The sequence below is a fragment of the Halobacillus dabanensis genome, assembly GCF_900114165.1.
In the GTDB taxonomy this organism is placed as follows: Bacteria; Bacillota; Bacilli; order Bacillales; family Halobacillaceae; genus Halobacillus; species Halobacillus dabanensis.
In genome coordinates this window covers 109,215-126,521 of record NZ_FOSB01000011.1, presented here as the reverse complement: position 1 = coordinate 126,521, position 17,307 = coordinate 109,215, and the positions used below count along the sequence as shown (strand labels likewise).

At 39.9% G+C, this 17,307-nt stretch carries 17 protein-coding genes; 3 read left to right on the top strand and 14 right to left on the bottom strand.

The features are described from left to right. Positions 1-146 precede the first annotated feature (146 nt). Positions 147-572 carry an HTH domain-containing protein gene (locus BMZ58_RS20865; RefSeq protein WP_075037768.1) on the bottom strand — a complete coding sequence of 142 codons (426 nt, stop codon included), beginning with the start codon at positions 570-572 and terminating at the stop codon, positions 147-149. A 166-nt stretch (positions 573-738) separates the two neighbouring features. Continuing rightward, complete coding sequence (locus BMZ58_RS17040) at positions 739-1,263, bottom strand: DinB family protein (protein ID WP_075037767.1); 525 nt, start codon at positions 1,261-1,263, stop codon at positions 739-741. Between the two features lie 152 nt (positions 1,264-1,415). Between BMZ58_RS17040 and BMZ58_RS17035 the strand changes: the two genes are divergently transcribed. Beyond that, positions 1,416-2,396 (top strand): nucleoside hydrolase, encoded by a 981-nt coding sequence (locus tag BMZ58_RS17035; protein ID WP_075037766.1) that lies wholly within the window; start codon positions 1,416-1,418, stop codon positions 2,394-2,396. Here the strand turns inward: BMZ58_RS17035 and BMZ58_RS21235 are convergent. The 7 genes from BMZ58_RS21235 to BMZ58_RS17005 all read right to left on the bottom strand — a co-directional run bounded on the left by BMZ58_RS21235 (position 2,385) and on the right by BMZ58_RS17005 (position 7,372). Further along, entirely contained in the window at positions 2,385-2,540 is a 156-nt protein-coding gene (locus tag BMZ58_RS21235) for a hypothetical protein (RefSeq protein WP_167360107.1), read from the bottom strand. The genes BMZ58_RS17035 and BMZ58_RS21235 overlap by 12 nt on opposite strands. 97 nt (positions 2,541-2,637) lie before the next feature. Next, positions 2,638-3,909 carry an MFS transporter gene (locus tag BMZ58_RS17030; RefSeq protein ID WP_279626143.1) on the bottom strand — a complete coding sequence of 424 codons (1,272 nt, stop codon included), beginning with the start codon at positions 3,907-3,909 and terminating at the stop codon, positions 2,638-2,640. 264 nt (positions 3,910-4,173) lie between these two features. Then, the gene (locus tag BMZ58_RS17025; RefSeq protein WP_075037765.1) at positions 4,174-5,139 is read right to left on the bottom strand and encodes a quinone oxidoreductase family protein; all 966 of its coding nucleotides are present in this window, start codon (positions 5,137-5,139) and stop codon (positions 4,174-4,176) included. Then, positions 5,139-5,816, bottom strand: a complete 678-nt coding sequence (locus BMZ58_RS17020) for a hypothetical protein (protein ID WP_139207370.1) — start codon at positions 5,814-5,816, stop codon at positions 5,139-5,141. The genes BMZ58_RS17025 and BMZ58_RS17020 overlap by 1 nt, the downstream gene beginning before the upstream one ends. Positions 5,817-6,160: 344 nt before the next feature. After that, positions 6,161-6,445, bottom strand: a complete 285-nt coding sequence (locus BMZ58_RS17015) for a hypothetical protein (protein ID WP_083412857.1) — start codon at positions 6,443-6,445, stop codon at positions 6,161-6,163. Positions 6,446-6,629: 184 nt separating this feature from the next. Further along, positions 6,630-6,851 (bottom strand): hypothetical protein, encoded by a 222-nt coding sequence (locus BMZ58_RS17010; RefSeq protein WP_075037763.1) that lies wholly within the window; start codon positions 6,849-6,851, stop codon positions 6,630-6,632. Positions 6,852-6,928: 77 nt separating this feature from the next. Continuing rightward, the gene (locus BMZ58_RS17005; protein WP_075037762.1) at positions 6,929-7,372 is read right to left on the bottom strand and encodes a VOC family protein; all 444 of its coding nucleotides are present in this window, start codon (positions 7,370-7,372) and stop codon (positions 6,929-6,931) included. A gap of 437 nt (positions 7,373-7,809) precedes the next feature. Here BMZ58_RS17005 and BMZ58_RS17000 point away from each other — a divergent pair, with 437 nt between their 5' ends. After that, a complete protein-coding gene (locus tag BMZ58_RS17000) occupies positions 7,810-8,157 on the top strand; it encodes a PadR family transcriptional regulator (protein ID WP_075037761.1) in 348 nt (115 codons plus the stop codon). Then, positions 8,144-9,130, top strand: a complete 987-nt coding sequence (locus BMZ58_RS16995; protein WP_075037760.1) for an HAAS signaling domain-containing protein — start codon at positions 8,144-8,146, stop codon at positions 9,128-9,130. The genes BMZ58_RS17000 and BMZ58_RS16995 overlap by 14 nt, the downstream gene beginning before the upstream one ends. Positions 9,131-9,178: 48 nt before the next feature. On the opposite strand, the gene BMZ58_RS16990 is transcribed toward BMZ58_RS16995, so the two are convergent. From BMZ58_RS16990 to BMZ58_RS16970, 5 genes are all read right to left on the bottom strand, one after another. After that, the gene (locus BMZ58_RS16990) at positions 9,179-10,540 is read right to left on the bottom strand and encodes a DUF2254 domain-containing protein (protein ID WP_167360106.1); all 1,362 of its coding nucleotides are present in this window, start codon (positions 10,538-10,540) and stop codon (positions 9,179-9,181) included. 301 nt (positions 10,541-10,841) lie between these two features. Further along, on the bottom strand, positions 10,842-11,921 hold the full coding sequence (locus tag BMZ58_RS16985) for a Ger(x)C family spore germination protein (protein ID WP_075037758.1): 1,080 nt from the start codon (positions 11,919-11,921) through the stop codon (positions 10,842-10,844). Beyond that, complete coding sequence (locus BMZ58_RS16980) at positions 11,918-13,015, bottom strand: GerAB/ArcD/ProY family transporter (protein WP_075037757.1); 1,098 nt, start codon at positions 13,013-13,015, stop codon at positions 11,918-11,920. The genes BMZ58_RS16985 and BMZ58_RS16980 overlap by 4 nt, the downstream gene beginning before the upstream one ends. A 12-nt stretch (positions 13,016-13,027) precedes the next feature. Then, positions 13,028-14,512, bottom strand: a complete 1,485-nt coding sequence (locus BMZ58_RS16975) for a spore germination protein (RefSeq protein WP_075037756.1) — start codon at positions 14,510-14,512, stop codon at positions 13,028-13,030. Between the two features lie 206 nt (positions 14,513-14,718). Then, positions 14,719-17,307, bottom strand: a complete 2,589-nt coding sequence (locus BMZ58_RS16970) for a YfhO family protein (RefSeq protein WP_075037755.1) — start codon at positions 17,305-17,307, stop codon at positions 14,719-14,721.

Genomic DNA, 17,307 nt, shown 5'->3' with positions numbered 1-17,307 from the left:
TCTCTTTTGACGGACTCCTTCTGTTTTCAACCAGTTGTAATAACCCGAACGACTTACTCCCGCCAACTCACAAAAATATTGAATGAACTGAGGGAAACCATTTCCTCTTACCACTTGTTCAATTAGTTGAAATTTCTCTGATGTGGTTACTTTTTCTTCTTCGCCTGCCTTTCGAGTTCGTCGAGCTTTTTTACGAAATCTAACTCTGCCTCTAGGTACGCAATGCGCGCTTCTGCTTTCTTTAGTTTGTCTTCAGGAGAAAGCTCTTTGGAAGATGGGCGTCCCGTTGAACCTTTTCCTCTGCGTTCTGTATAGAATCCCTCTTCTCCGTACTTCTGGAACGTTGCTCGCCAGCGTTCAATACATTGTTTTGGTTTTCCAGAACCAATAATGGACAGATCAAACCCATGTTCGACAAAAATCTGATGAGGCCCTTTCCCCTCTGCGTTTTCCTTTACAGCTTTCACTTTAAATTCAGGAGTATAGGTAATGGATCGATCTGAAACCTTAACGATGTTTGGGTTGGACTCTAACTCTCTTCTCTGTGATTCAGTAAAAATAATCTTAGACATGTCTATAACCTCGCTCGTATTAGTTAATTCGATTATAAATGGACATTCGAGGTCATGAAACACAAAAACCCCGAATAAGGGCACTTTTTTATCAGTGTCCATTATTCGGGGTATAGTTCACATTGAATAACCGCCCATTTTTCCGAAAGACTCGCATCAAAATCATTTAGTTTTTCAACACACCTAAATACGCTTCCCAGGGGCCGACATCCTCCCTGTACCTTTCTGCCATCACCCTTACGATCTGGGAAATATGCGTCAAATCATGAACGACCCATGTCGAGAGCAATTCACTTAGCTTCACCTCACCAAAAGCCGGATGTTTCCCTGTTAATTCCAACTGTGTGTCAGAAATGATCAGTCCTCTGACAATCTCGGTATTCTGAAATCGTAAGCATTTAAACTCATTCAACTTTTGACTCAGTGAGGTTTTAGACGGATTGGTGATGTGAGCATCCCGGTCGAATGGCGGGAACACCTTATTTCCCCCCTCTTCTACCATTGTTTTTAAACGAGGAACCCAATTATTCCTCTCACACTCAATTAAATGATCCACCACCTGGGTCGGATTCCATGTGCCTTCCCCTTCGTTGCATTCCATCCAACCAAGAGATAAACCAGATAAGAAGTTTTCTAAAGTTGTTGGCGTTCGACCTAAAATCTCAAGGGCTTCGTTTCGTTTAAAATTCATATGCCTTCCTCCTCCACCTTTTTTCATTCCGCAAATCCTGCCCATTTTTCCAATTATAGAATAACTCATTACAGAACGGCTTACTAAAAACATGTCATTTAATTACAATGTCAGCCATAGAATATCTTGTCTATATTCATAGGGGGAGTTATATGTATAATGTTTTACTATTCGGCGACCCAGGAATTGATGACTCATTGGCAATCATGTACGCACTGTTAAACCCAAAAATAAATGTGGTCGGCATCGTTTCTGGTTATGGTAATGTGTCTCAACAACAGGCAACACAGAATGTAGCCTACCTCTTACAACTCGCAGGAAGGGAGGATATTCCCATCATAGCAGGCGCAAGAGGTCCGCTTAGTGGTGAAATAGCTGTATTTTATCCAGAAATCCATGGCGAAGAGGGGTTGGGGCCAATCCGCCCTCCAGAAACTATCCAACGCGAGTTAGTCAATTTTGATGAGGTTTTTAAAATCATTGATAACTACGAAAATAATCTGATTGTCGTAGATGTTGGAAGGTCCACCTCTCTTGCGATCGCGTATTTATTAGGCGGAGAAGAGTATTTACGGAAGGTAAAGGCATTTCACTGTATGGGTGGCGCCTTTTTAGTACCTGGCAACGTGACACCTGTTGCGGAAGCTAACTTTCATGGGGATCCGATAGCTGCCAACCTCGTTTTAAACAAGTTCAAAAATGTCTTTATCACTCCATTGAACGTAACTAATCACGCTAAAATAACACAGGAAACCATTCAACAGATCACCTCTCAACCTTTTAATTCTTTCACCCCTCTTATAAAACCGATTTTTGATTATTACACAAATGCTTATAAAAAATTAGATCATGGCCTTGCAGGTAGTCCTTTGCATGATGTTTTCACATTTTTCGCTTTAGTCAATCCTGAACAAGTCCAGTATGTGGAACGTCAAGCTTCTGTCTCTATTAATTTTGACAAAACGAAAGGAGAAAGTATTGCAGACTTCCGAGCACAATCCAGCGATCAGATTGCAGAAGATGCAGATCATATCGCATTGTCGTTCAACTACCAAGCATTTGTAAAAGATTTCACCACTGTGATGACTATCCGACACAGATGGGCGACACATCAAGCAAATTCACTTTATTGATTTTTTCGATTTAACTAATGAAAAAACTATTGCTGAAACAAATAAAACAGCAGCAACCATCAAGGCATTTGCAGTACCAAATGGAGCGAGGAAAAAACTTAAAAGTAATACTGTAACCCCCATAATTAATAAAGCGATGACCACTCATCATCCTCCTTTCCTTAAATCAAATGAATGGTTGATCATAACTGGATGGCCCAACATTACAAGAACCTGAATGGAAGTCTTCATATAACAAGGGTCAGGAGGTGCTTTTGAGTTCTGTTGATTCTGCGAAGTACCCGGATTTGCCTGGCATAAGAACTAATTTCATTTGGAAAAAGCTAATTCCCAGCAATAATGTCGAAGCAGCAATGATACTGTACCTGACCCGAATAATATCTCCTGTAAAACCAATCAGTAAAATAAAAATGACCTGAAGAAGACTTTGAAAAATACCGTATATGCTCGAGATTCTTCCCATCATTTTTACTGGAACGTTATTTTGGTAAAACGTCATGAATCCAGTCCCGGAAAAAGAGTTGAAAAATCCTAATATCATAAACCCAATGGCTACTGTCCAGAAGGAAAAAGAAAAAGCATAGACTAAATAGCCCACCGACACCAATAAATAGCCACAGGACATGAGCGCTTTTATAGACAACTTATTAGATAAAAGCGAAACTGTGGCTGCTCCTAAAATAGAACCAACTCCTGTGAGACTAATGAGTAAGCCGTAATCTGTTTCTGATAGATTTAATACCTTTTGAGTAAAGACGACCTCTTGAGCATCCATTCCAAGTGCAACAATCATAAAAAATTGAGCTAAGAAGTATACCTTTACAATATATTGGTTGCTCTGACTGAATTGGAATACATCTTTCCAATTACTTTTCAATATTTTCAAACTAAATTTATGAACTGGTTTTTCAGCATCACTATTTACGTCCGGTAATAAATACACCATCATAGCGGAAACAATAAAAGAAAAAGCATTGATCCATATCGATATATGAACAGAGGTAATGAGTAGTAATGCTCCAGAAATAGCAGGTCCGATCAAGAACGCACTTGAAGTTATCAAACTTCTATAAGAGTTAAATTGTTTCCGCCCTTTTTCAGGAACCATGTTCGTTATATAAGTAATTGCTGCAGGTTCAAAGAACGCTTTTGAAATAGAGAGAAAGAAAAGACATACATATAGGAGCCAAATAGAACTGAAAAATGGAATGATTGCTACCAAAATTGCACGAATGATATCTGTCCCAATCATTAACTTCCGAATATTTAACCGATCTATCACACTACCAGACCAGAATTTCGTTAATACCGAGGCGATAGGGCCGATAATCCATAAACCTGCAACGGCAGCAGCTGAGCCTGTAAGTTTTAACACTAAAATATTTATGGCCACGAGATAAATAAAATCACCTAACGTAGACATACCCAGACCAAATAATAATAAATACGAATTCTTTTTTTGGGTAAAGCCTGCCTGACTAATATTAACACCCCATTCAAGAATTCTTTCCACAAAAATTGGAAATCACCTGTAAAATTCCATAGATGTCACAAAACATTCAAACAGTGCCTGACCCCCACTCCGATAAAGCGGTAACAGAGCGGGGGTCAGGCACAATAATAAAAAAGTGTTTTCAAAATGAACTCGCCTGTTTGTTAAAAACATTCTTAGCTGAATTGCAGTAGCCTAATCTGAGAAAGGTCCAAGCGGCTGTTTAATCCTGGATATTACCATCTCTTTGGATATATGTTTTATAACAGGGAATACTGTGGAGTTTTAAATTTCAATTAACACTTTACCTTCATAATTACGACTTTCAATTAATTGATGTGCACTTGAAGCTTCACTTAGGTCAAAGACTTTCTCAATGGGTAAATGAAGTTTCTTAGACGCAAATAGATTTATAACTTCTTCGGCAATCGGTGCCAAAAGTTCTGGTTTATACTTCCTTGTTGTACCTAAGCTAAAGCCTTTAACATTTCTACAGCTACTATGGACATCACTCGTTTTAAATGAACCTGGTTTTCCACTACTATTTCCAAACTGGACAAGAGTACCATAAAGGGCTAAACAATCTAAACTTCTGCTCGTAATTTCACCAGCAACGGAATCAAAAATTACATTAGCACCTAAATCATTGGAATGTTTCAGTACCTCTTCCTTAAATGTATCATACGTACAAACAACATCTGCTCCTAGTCCCTTCACATATTCTTCTTTTTGAAAGCTGCCAATAGTTGCTATAACTTTCTTTGCACCATATAGTTTGGCTAATTGTAAAAGCATGGAACCAACACCGCCGGCAGCACTATGTATAACAATTGTGTCTGTCTCTTTCACTTGTCCAATCTCATGAAACAGAATATAGGATAATATAGATACTGTTGGCATAGTAGCTGCCTGTTCAAATGTCAGCTGATCCGGTATTTTAAATACAAGATGTTTATTTGCTTTTACAAATTCTGCATAAGAACCCCCTGTAGGAAAGGCAATGACCCGATCACCCTTAGAAAATGAAGACTTACTCCCTGCTACTTCAATTGTGCCAGCAGCATCTAACCCCAAAGTAAGAGGGAAGTCACATGACCCTTTAAAGCCCTTGCGCTTTTTTATATCAGCATAATTCACGCTAGTATATACGGTTTTTATCAATACTTCATTTTCTTTGATTTCTGGAACCCTTGTATCAGTTAGGAATAATACGTCAGCATCTCCGAACTTATTTTGAACGATAGCTCTCATTAGATCCCCCCTAATATGTGAACGTTTACCTTTTGTGTAACAATAACATCACTCTCAAGTATCATGCATTTTCCAAGATCCATGGTACCGATTAATTTAATTCCCACTGGATCGACTGTATGGAATTCATCCTTTGAAAAATAGACGGAATTCAAACGAGTATGCTTCTCGTTATAAAAATTTATATTCCACCTCTCGTTCCCCATCTTTACATGCGAGTCATCCTGTTGAATTATTTTAAGGTCTAATAAACTAGCCAGAAATTCCGGATTTACATCAAAAGGCAAACCGATATCCATGGTATGTATAATTGTATGATCTTTATCAGTCACAACATCTTTTCTTCTTTGCAATTCGATCCTGAATTTCCATGGAGTAGAAATGAAAGTTCTTCGATCCCCTTCATTTATTCTCAATTTCTCTTTTTTAGCTTTATCGATGATTTGCCTGTACTCCGTTTCGTTCACTAAAACACCAATGTGGTCAAAAATACCCCTATTCCCATGTCCAAAAGTAATATTCGTTTGCCCTTTCACCACCTCAACAATTCTAAATATTATTTCTCGATCTCTAAAATCTTCCCATTCCAATGGAGGGTCAAAAGCTTGCATTTCCCCATTGTACTTACCAACCCTTAATTTAGTTTCAAAGCCGAGTTGATTATAAAATTCCTCCATACATTCCACTTGATCCGTCCACCAATGGTAATGAAATAATTCCATGTAATCCACCTTTTACATTGAAAATTTATACGCTTTCTCATCTGGATGAAGAAAATCTCTAGTAACTCTTTACGAATTTCCTCCATACTTTTAATTTCCAGTTAGATATCCCAGTAGATCATTTCAAACATATTACTGATTATTTATGACAGTAGAGAATGTATTCTATTAAAAGTAAGTTTGGTATGAATAAAAACAAGTTTTGGTGATTGGTGGAACAAACAGCTGAATCTAAAAAAATGACACACCATTTAGTAAAAAATCTTCTCTCTTATACATAACTATCCATTCCAACTTATTTACGATCTTTTGACTTTAAATCTATACCACAAAGCTGGTACAAACATAATTAGAGCAATTAATAAAGTAGTCGAACCATACATCAAAAATTGTGTGGCATACATAGGGATCTCTGTCTCAGGTACTCTATCGTTGATTTCCATACCTAAAAAATGAATACCTATACCATCACCGTCAACATTCGTTCCTACCGTAAACAAACCAACTGCCTTAAAAAGCATAAGAGCAGCGATAACCATTATTAACCAACCTATTCCAGTCATAGTTTTACTAATCAAACTCACTGTAACCCCTCCGTAGTTTTAATTGACTTTTTCTTCAATCATTGTTCACGATTTTATTTTAATCCCTTACTATACAATCCGAACATTTTACTACTATAAGGTTTGCTCATTATCACACATCTAATGGCGGTATCCTTTATATTGCCAAGCATATGGAACATTAACTTACTTGGATCCCCCACTCTCAATGACTATGACGCTTTCTCTGATAGGCATTGCCAACAAAATAACTGACGAAGATCGCTAACATAAATGGTATGACGGATCCCCCCGCCACAAACCCAGCCTCTGTTTCTTCATAAAAAGTAAACTGAAATACCGTGATATCAAAAACATAGCCAATGAAGAGCAACAAGGAACTAACCAATATAAACGATAGGAAAGCGACAAAAACTGTTTTAAGCAAGCAAAAGTCCCCCTTCGTAAATTCATCCATCCAAAAAAGGAAGAGAAACAAAACGGCTGCCTTCCCCCCCTACGTTATTAACGATGTCCGTTCTCCTTTTCTTCCTCCCAAAGACGTTTCCGCTCTTCAAAGCTCACTTCGTTGTGGACTTGGTGCAGCATCCATAGATAACCAAAGGAATCCATGAATATGGCATTCGATACTCCGTATTCCGTTAATTCCGTCACTGGCTGCACTTCTTCGCAACCTGAATCCATTGCCTTTTTATAGGTTCCCTCGATATCCGGGACCGTGATGTTGAACCATAGGGTTTTAGGATCCTCCGGCGTTGGTGCGATCAAATGGAATTCCGGGTTTTCATCCAACATATGAAAGCGAACACCATAAAGTGTAAAAATCACTTCGTTTTCCCCTCTTGGAAAGTCGGTAACTTCTACTCTTTCGATCTCAAATATCTTTTCATATAATTCCAGTGCTTTTAAGCTATCTTTCACAACCAGATCAATTTCTACCCCGACCATTTGAATCCACTCCTTTTACGAATTGTCAATAAAACTTCTCTTCTCTTTAAATTGGATAAATATGTATTTCAGCAACCAGTTAACTTTAGTGTATCATAAATTTCCATATTTAATCAGCGCCCGCTCCACTTCGTTAAAAGGAGTCAGAGAGCGGCAGGAACGCATATTCAGTGAAGCATTTACGCGTATCAGAACCCCTCAATAATGGAGGCTTAGCTTCCATTAAAAGTTGTATAAGTCCTAACTAAAACCTCTTACTTCCGTACCCACCAATGATTCATATTTTCCTTTCTCCAAAGAAAACAGACGTTAATGGATCAATCTTTCATAACAATAAATGGACCTCACTCCTTACTATCACCAATATAATACATCACCTTTTGATATGTTACATACAATGGTGTATTATATACAGTATAAGAAAATGAGGTGATCGTATGGGTGATTTATTGCATTCGCTGACAACCGAATTGCGGAGAGGGTCGTTGACACTGGCCGTACTAAGTCAGTTGAAAAGCCCGCAGTATGGCTACTCTTTGGTTCAGCGTTTAGATGAATACGGGATGAAGATTGATCAAAGCACCCTCTATCCGCTGCTCCGCCGTTTGGAAAAGCAGGATGTGGTTTCAAGTAGTTGGGATACTTCGGAAAGTCGGCCGCGGAAATATTATGTACTAAGTGAATATGGCGAAGAGATTTTTCAAGAGCTGAAAGTTATCTGGCAGAGGACGACGGAAGATCTTAATGCTTTATTGGAAGGAGAAGAAAATAATGAAAAAGATTGATCAATATATACATGAAGTAACGTATCGTCTGCCTTCCAAAACACAGGCAGATGTGGCGCTCGAATTAAAGTCATCGATCATGGATATGCTTCCAGAAGACTATACCGAAGAAGAGGAAAAAGAGGTATTAGCAGAGTTCGGGGACCCCGCCAAAATGGCACGCCAGTACAGAGAGCACCCTTCTACCTTGTTTGGCCAGCAAGTGTATGACTTTTTTATTTCTTCCTTAAAAGCAGGAGGGTTTGTATTCCTCGTGATGGCTCTTGTTATAGCAGTTACAGGGATCATGGCAGCCTATACGGACGAAAGCGGACTCTTCGCCCTAATCACGACCATCAGTTGGGATTTAATCGGAGCCATATTTAATCTAGCGGCACATGTCTTTTTCTGGGGAATGCTTGTGCTCGTTTTCCTGGAGTGGATCGGTGTCAATCGTGACGAAAATTCTTCTGCTCTTACCGGAAAGCCCTGGAAACCGGAGGACTTAGGCCACAATATTACAGCACCGGTGAATAAATCGATTAGCAAATCGGCGATTTACTTCCGTCTCTTTTGGACGTTCGCTTTAACCATTCTATTTATTACAGCTGCAAATGGAATCGGTCCTGATGGCATCCCGGTGTTCAAGGAAGATGTTCTACGCTCATTCCTTCCTTTTGTCGTCCTATTAGTAGCAGCAAAGCTCGCTGTGATCGTCTACAAATGGAGGCAGAGACACTGGAACAGGACTTTAGCGATCGTGAACGCTTCTTTCCATTTCCTATTCCTTGTGTTTCTTATCCTATTTGCCAGTCGAAGTTCCTTATTCAATCCGGCATTCATGACTTACCTTTCCGAAAGATTTGATATATCCATTTCATCCATTCAAGTATATCCATATGTGATGCTATGGGTGATCGTACTATCGATTATATCGTCTGTCGTCTATGATTCGATTGTTGCATTCAAAAAAGCTAAGATCCTCCACTATTAAAAAAAGGCGCTAATTCAGCGCCTTTTTTATATCGTTCACTTACAGGGCTTAGGAAGAAGAAGGCACCTTGGACGCCCCCTTCGAACTGACCCGCTCCAGCATATATTCAAGCAGGAAAAGATAATCCTCTTGATTGCCTGTAGTTTTAGCAAGTTCGGCTAATTGCTCTAAAATATACAAGCAGTCATTTTCGTACAGGCTATACTTATCAAATCCTAAAATGGTCTGATGGGCGAATTCCCAAAGATCATTGTGTACCTCCTTGTCCATCGTTTTACTCAGCAGCGAAACCATCGTTATCAGCTCTGTCATTATTGTCGAATTCTGATTCGCATACTCACGAATCGAAGCAAATCCCTTATGCAGGTAATACCGGAAGCTTTTTTGATTCAAAATGACACGCAGCTCTTCATCCCGGTCGAAAAGATAAGGAGAAAAATTCGTAGACTTGCCTATGCTTTTCAATAAATCAGCAATCTGATGAATGGTATTCGTAACCGTAAGAGGGTCATTATGGCCTAAAGCCTTGATGGCTACTTCGGCAAGTTTATTCACCCCATACTCCAGATCTTGGATTTCTGTTTGTTTGACCCCGATTTCGATGGATTTGAAGTAATGGTCAGGACGAAGGGGGTGCCCGTATTCCCAATAGGTCAGCAGTGGAGTTCCTTCCAGTACAAATTCCCCGATCCGGGCTTCAAATCTCAGGAGGCTGTTGTCTCTTTTCGCCTGCTTGATCAATCTTGAAAAGTCAGCGACTTGAAGATAACCAGATTCGATTGATTTTATTACTTTTCCATTAGACTCAGATGGCAGAGATTCCCTTTCTACTTCCTTCTCAAGGCGGTAAGGCTTTAGTTCCTTTTCCAGAGCCGACTGAACGGATTTCGATTTATCATTCATATTGAAGCTGATATTATGCACCTGCATCCAGGTGGTTGTATGGTTGATAAAATATATAAAGGTAACAGCAGCCGTGATAGCTGTCAAAATGGACAAAACCGGTGTTGCGACAATATACTCCTCTTCCTCATGAGTGACGTATAAGAAGTTTAAGAGCACATAAATGAAACTGCCGTTAAAAATACCGAGTACATGCTGGGTCGCCCTGTCACTGACAAAGTTCACAAGCATTTTAGACGAAAACTGCCCGCTAAACGTCGTCAGAGCGACTAGCAGGGAGTTTATTGTAAAAGCGCTTAAGGTGAGTACTCCACCTACGAGTGCACTCAAAAGTACTTGCAGGGTCTCTCCGCTGAAACCAATCGCAGGTGGGAAGTATAAACTGAGATCCACTTCATAATCAAGGTAAAAAGTAAAAGCGGATAAACCGATCGCTCCAACGATATACCATAGGGGCATGAACCAAAGCGTTGATTTTAATTCACTTTTCCGTTGACGTTTCGACATTTTAAAATATTTCTTTAGAAAATAAAAGAACCCCATATGATCACCATTCTATCCCTAAGAGTTTAACTCTTTTATTTCCTTCCCTGGAAAGAAGTAAACTAACCTGAATTTTAGGTATCCATCATAAAAAGGGGGGAATCTCTTGGGCTGTTTCACACTTAAATAGTACGTGAGCCCCGCTCTCCGGCATCAATAACGGAGAACGATCAAGCACCGGCTTAAAATTGATGTTTGCCTTTTAAAAGTATTAAAGAGGAATGTCGTGGGTGGGTAAAACTTAGTGAATCCTAGAGGAACTCTACTAAGATGTAACACCTGTTTCTTTGATCGTCACATTGATGTTCACATCCACATTAACTTTTTCGTAGATAGGTTCCCACTCTTTCTCTTTCCATCCTCGCTTATTTTTTCTTATTTCATTTCCTAAGCCTAATGGATCTACCCCCCACTCTTCGAACATGCCCAATAATTCGGTCGACTTTTCTTTAATACTATCTTCCATTTGCTTACTGATTTCTTTGATTGTTTTTTCCTCGATTTTTTCGCCCGAATATTCCCTTAAGAAACCATTCATCTTAACATTGATTTTTATCGTTGGTTTTTCACCAGGAGGAAGAACAACGTCCACGGACTTTTTAGATGATACATTTTGAATCGATGCCCACTCTTGATCTTTTGTCTCAAAAGTATAGGCGCCATGGCTAAAAGACTCTCTTAGCTGCCGAAATACCATTGTCTCGTACCCAAATTCTATTTCACCTTTGTATGTCGCACCCTTAAAGAAACTGATCCCCTTTACTTGATACTGCTCTTCATCTTTGGAAATGATCGGTAGAAAGGGATCTCTCCCTGGTTGGTAATAGTCATATAAAAATAGATGGAGATTTGTCTGGGGTAAAAAGTTCCTCTCAATATTGTTTCTGAACATTTTCCCTATCAGCACACCTATATCCTGGTTTATGGAGTTATTCCTAGCAATTAATGGGGCACTTTTATCTTCAGCAACCGCGACGAATAACCGAGTACTAATACTTGGGTCTCTTTGATAGGAATCCAGATAATCCATAAGGTTCTCTTCGGCTAACTCTTTGCTGAAAATCAACACTTCATTTTGGGCGATCACCATCGGAGTGTCCGATTTACTCGTTCCGATGTCTGTCGCATCCTTTGTGAAAACAGCTTCGGTTTGATATGTTTTATTTATGACTTCTATATTGGACTGATGAAAAGGGACATTTATGGTAGCCAATATTTTCTCTCCCTCCCCTTTATCAAATCCAATCACTGTCACCATACTTATGTCATCGACTATTTCTTCTTGTAAAAAACAGGAGGTTAAGAACAGAAGCGTGGAAATCGATAGTATAGCTAACCGTTTCATGATTTCCTCACTTCCTTCTTAACTAACATAATTATATATAGGAGAGGAATATAGAAGCCTAAAAAATAAAACCCCACCCGTGAGGAGAGGGTATTTAAAAAACTGATTTCCTCTCTTGTTTGAAACAATCCTGAACTCACTAAAATAACAGCTACCATAATATACAGTATTCTCTTTTGTTTTAATTTTGGAATCATGTGTTTCACTCCCCTGCTTGCTGCCCATAACCATAGACAAAGAATCGGGAGGATAATGAATAACCAGGTAGTCACCCCTATATATTCAAACCTTGCCAAAAAAGGTAATTCTACGACTTTCCAGAGGGTGAGCGTCGCCCATTCTGCTTCTTTTATGTACGGCTCAGCAAAATAAGCGAATGAAACAATACCTATAACCAGATATATGGATACGGTGACAAAATTACCCAGGTGGGCCCACTTTTGAGATTTCTCTCCATTCTTTATAAATGGGTAGAAGAAAAATAACAACTCAAACCCAAGATAACTCAAAACCATATTGCGAGTAGAAATCACCAACTCTTTCATTGTGAAATCTCCTATAGGCAATAAATTTCCGAAATGAGCAAATTGTAATGGAAAATAAAGAGTCAAGATTAAAAAAGAAGGTAATAGAACACTTAAAAAACATATCCCTACTACGGATCTGAATCCACCTTTTATTACGAAGAGCACCAGAAGTAGAATGAAAAAAGCAATGATCCAAGTGTTCAGATTCCTAAACATCCAAACTTGTACAACCTCTATATACGTCCTTAAAACAGTTAAGGAAAGAATAAGCAGATAGAGGATGAATACAAGGTTGATCAAGTTTCCAATCCACTTCCCAAATAAAACATGATTAAGCTCTATAATGTCCATGTCCGCTTTGCGCATGATAGAATAAATCATATAAATATACAGATGGACAATCAGCCCCGCTAAAATGATAGCCATCCAGGCGTCATAACCCATGCCTTCTACAATATATTTTTGGAACCCCAGTACCCCGACCCCTACTTGTGTGGATACGATGAGATAAAGAACTAGAAAAGGGGAAATCTTTGAACTGTCTTGAACGGTTGTCATTCCTTTCATGGCGAGGCCCCCTTATTCATATATATCTGTAGATTTATTGTCTTTTTCAGGCTCAGGGAAACGGATAGGCTTCTGTGTCCTTAAATAGACTGGACGGGTGTTACGCTCTCTTAACGTTAACCGGACGATCGCATCCCTGAAATCCCCAAAACGAAAAGGATAGATGGGTTCCATATAAGGTCTTCCCAGTGAAGTGAGTTGAATTAAGTGAGCTAATATGAACACCACACAAATCACTACTCCCAATAAACCGAAGAGACTGCCAAATATGAGTAACGGAAAACGTATCAAACGGATCGTATTACCGATATTATAAATCGGTGTAGTGAAGGAACCTAGTGCACTGAGGGCTACGATAATTAACAAAATATTACTCGTTAATCCCGCTTGGACCGCAGCTGTCCCGATTACGATACCTCCTACGATACCGATCGTCTGACCGATTTTTGTCGGAAGCCTTGCTCCAGCTTCCCGCAGTAATTCGATCGTCAATTCTAAAATGATGGCTTCTAAAATAGGTGGAAAAGGAACGTTTCTCCGGGAAGTCACTAATGTCCCTATTAAGTCTTGCGGAAGAACTTCATGATGATAAGTGAGGACAGCCACATAAATGGGAGTCGCCACAATGGAAAGAATGACGGCAACCAGACGGATCAAGCGAAACATGGAAGCCAAAATCCAATGAATATAATAATCCTCAAAGGAAGAAAAGAATTCAATTAAACTGGTCGGCCCCAATAAAACGTGTGGGGAGCGATCCATTAGGATGACCACCTTCCCTTCCGCTAATGCAGCGCATGTCCGGTCAGGCCTTTCTGTGTCCAATAGCTGAGGAAAAGGAGAAAGTTGGCTATCGCTGATTAATTCCGCGATATTAGAAATATCATTCAACATGTCAATATCGATATCTTCCAGTCTTTGATTTACTGTTTCGACATTCTCCTGGTTGGTTAATCCATCCATATACAAAAGTCCCACTTTTGAGCGGGACAGAGAACCAATTTTATATTGTTTCAATCTCAATTGAGAATCAGGCAAACGGCTCCTAATCAAGTTTAAGTTTACTTCGTAAGATTCCACAAAAGATTCTTTCGGCCCGATTACACTATACTCGACCTCTGGAATGGTGACATCCCTTACAGAATGCTTCTCCGCTCTGATTAATAACCCGTTACTTAAATCATTTTCCAACTGAACGAAAACAAATCCTCGGAAAATCTTATCCGTGATAAATTCAACGTCCGAAGTTTCCATCACTACTTCAATAGGCAATTCATTTTTTAACTCGCTTAGTTTTTTGGTTGTGCTTTTGGAGACATAACGAAGAATATCCCGGTGTAAAATATCTACGTCAATAAGACTTTTAAAATAATTGACGTAAAAACCAGGGTTCCCATCATTTTTATAGTGTATAAAATCCGCAGATTCTTTGAGTTTTTCCAGCCCTGGTAAGATGTTTATCTTATTATTTGAGCCCTTTCCTCTTTTTTTCAGCATTATGCATCAACCTTTTATATACTAATTATTGTTATTTTGTGTAAAAAAGGCTGATTTATTCTGTGGAGATTAATTTTAAGAAATTATGTTAAGGAATAGACAATAACGGTATGTGAATTTTTTTGGGATTTTTTAGATTTAACAGAATTCCCCCTCTGATCCCATCTGCTAAATTGGCACCAGAGGGTGGACAGGTAATGACACACCTATCTCTTTCCCTTTCTCTTTCTTACCCATATCATCGCTAGAATCAGTGACACCCCAGCGGTTATCAAAGTAATTCTGAAATATGGAGGATAATAGATGAATTCTACCCTTTCATCTCCTTGTTGGATTGAGGTACCGAGCATAGCGTAGTTGACTTGTTCCAAATCCCTTTTCTCTCCGTCTACCTTCACCTGCCAGCCTTTCTCATAAGGGACAGGAATGGTTAGGTAGCCCTCCGTATCAGCTGCGAGATGATCAATGGTAATCTGGTTTCCATCGATTGTTATATCCTGCTCCTGTTTATTTTCTGCTGCCTTTTCAAGAGCCTGATAATCTTCCGTATAAATCTCGAGATCTTTTAAGGTATAATCTCCTTCCCGCATCCGGATGGAGACTATTTCCTCTTTCGGAATGCGGATCGTAATATCATTTACATTCGTTTTATAAATCGATTCCCTGGATTTTCTACTCGTCCAGAAGTCATTTACGCTTAGAGCGAATAGTGGTGCGTCTTTTACGTTGTTCAACAGATAAAAAGAAACATAGATATCCTCGGCATCCGAATCCATCACAGATGCAGGAAGAGAGATGTCTATCCCTCCTTTTTCTTCTGTAATTACAAGCCTTTCATTGGAATAACTGCCGCCGACGCTTTCTACGCTTGCCTTATCCATCAAGTTTTCTTTTTGTGGAATCCCCTTCTCTTTCGTTTTCGGATTTTCTACGACAAGCCCCTGCAGCATCGCTTGCTCACGAGTGAGAGGATGATGATTTTTTAGGGACTCCTCGCTGTAGATTTGATCCGATATCCGAACGAATGGGAGAGGATTGGCATTTTCATAGATGATAAAATCTCCTTTTTCTCTATAAGGGGAGAAACCGTATGGAACATTCTTTTCTTCCCCTTTTTCATACATCACATAGTTGGCCTGCCATAAACTATGCAGATTGGCACGATCCCCGAATCCCGAGTACCGGCTGACACTTTCCCGCTTCATATCAATTTCCAGGTCATGATAATAGTAATTCAACAGATGCCCGTTAAGGATGCTGGAATAAGCACTTGTTCCAGGAAAACCCTGAATGATCGGTGTATTATATCTGCCACCTTCCTTCCATGTGATCCGGGAAAGAGGCCTGGTATCAGAATCCAGGACATCATCAATCAATGCTTGTTGTTCTTCTGCCATATATTTTTCACTCTTTATGTATTCCACCGTGCTCTCATGCACACTACCCCTTGAATATAGATTGTCATATTGGTAATGATTGATCACTACAAGCTGGGAAAGCACGATGATGGCGAACAGGCTATACAACGCTGGTTTCCCACCCTTGATGAGCAAGAAAGCGTTCAGCAGGACAAGCCCAGCAAAAATAAGGATAGCCATTGACCGTATACTGTCGATTTCTATGGTTGGATCTGTCCACTGAAAAACCGTATAAACAATGACGATCCCGATACTTGCAACCGTCATCTGTTTATACGTCACCTGCTTCAATGCGGGCAGTCCGGCCGCAACTGTAGCTCCAATCGTAAACGCCGCCAGGTATTCATAGCGGTGCTGTGGAGCAGACAGGCCATTGAAAAAACTGGCTGCCCACGGAATGAAATGCAGGGCGGTCAATATCAGGCTCAATAGGCTGAAAAACCGGAACTGTGGCTTCCTGTACAGATGTCGAAGGCCTAGCAATAGCACAAACACAGCAGGGACGATCAGATAATAGCTATCAAAAAGAATGTTGCTTGTATTAGCAACAAGCGGAATTTCCTGCTCATAGGGAGGCCGTATGTTTTGCTGAAAACTCCAGACAGCAGGAACGAATCCGACAGACCCGATCCCTAACGCAAGCAGGACAGAAGAACAATAAAATTTGAGTTGGATACGTTTGGGCGTTTCTTTTGCCTCCAAGGGAAATATCCATCTGGATAATATATACAGTCCGGTAAAAATGCCGTTGATGTAAGCGAAATAAAAATTGTCAAAAAAAGAAATTGCAGCAGCTGCAATCAGCCAGCCCGGCTTTTTCTCCCTGATGATTTTTTCGACTCCGAGGATCAAAAGCGGCAGCCAGAGAAAGGCATCCCCGAAGAATTCCCAATAAGTGACATGCAAAAAATACATGGCGGAGGTTCCGTAAAGGACAGCGCCAATGAAGGATGGGAGCAACCTTCCGTTCAGATAACGGAAAACATATGTAGTGATGACTAGAATAAACGTCATTCTTACAACACTGATGAAAACGGTAGCCTGTGCCCAGAACAACACATCCGGCTCGCTGATGACCGAAAGCGATTCCAGGATAAATAGCCCCATGACAGTCAGGAAGAAAAAGATATTGATACCGTAATAGTAGGCAAGCTGGCTGAGAGTACCTCCGCCGAGCCCGAATTCATAGGAATAGAAAAAATCCCCACTCGTGAATCGGTCGTAAAGCATCTCACGAAAAGGAACCATCTGGGATAGCCCGTCATTCGGCCCTGTCATATATACTCCCTGTGTCCATTGGTAAAGGAAAAAGGCATGCGCCAGAAGAGCAGTGAGAAGACTGCCACTGATAAGCAAAATCCATTGTTTCTTTGTCAT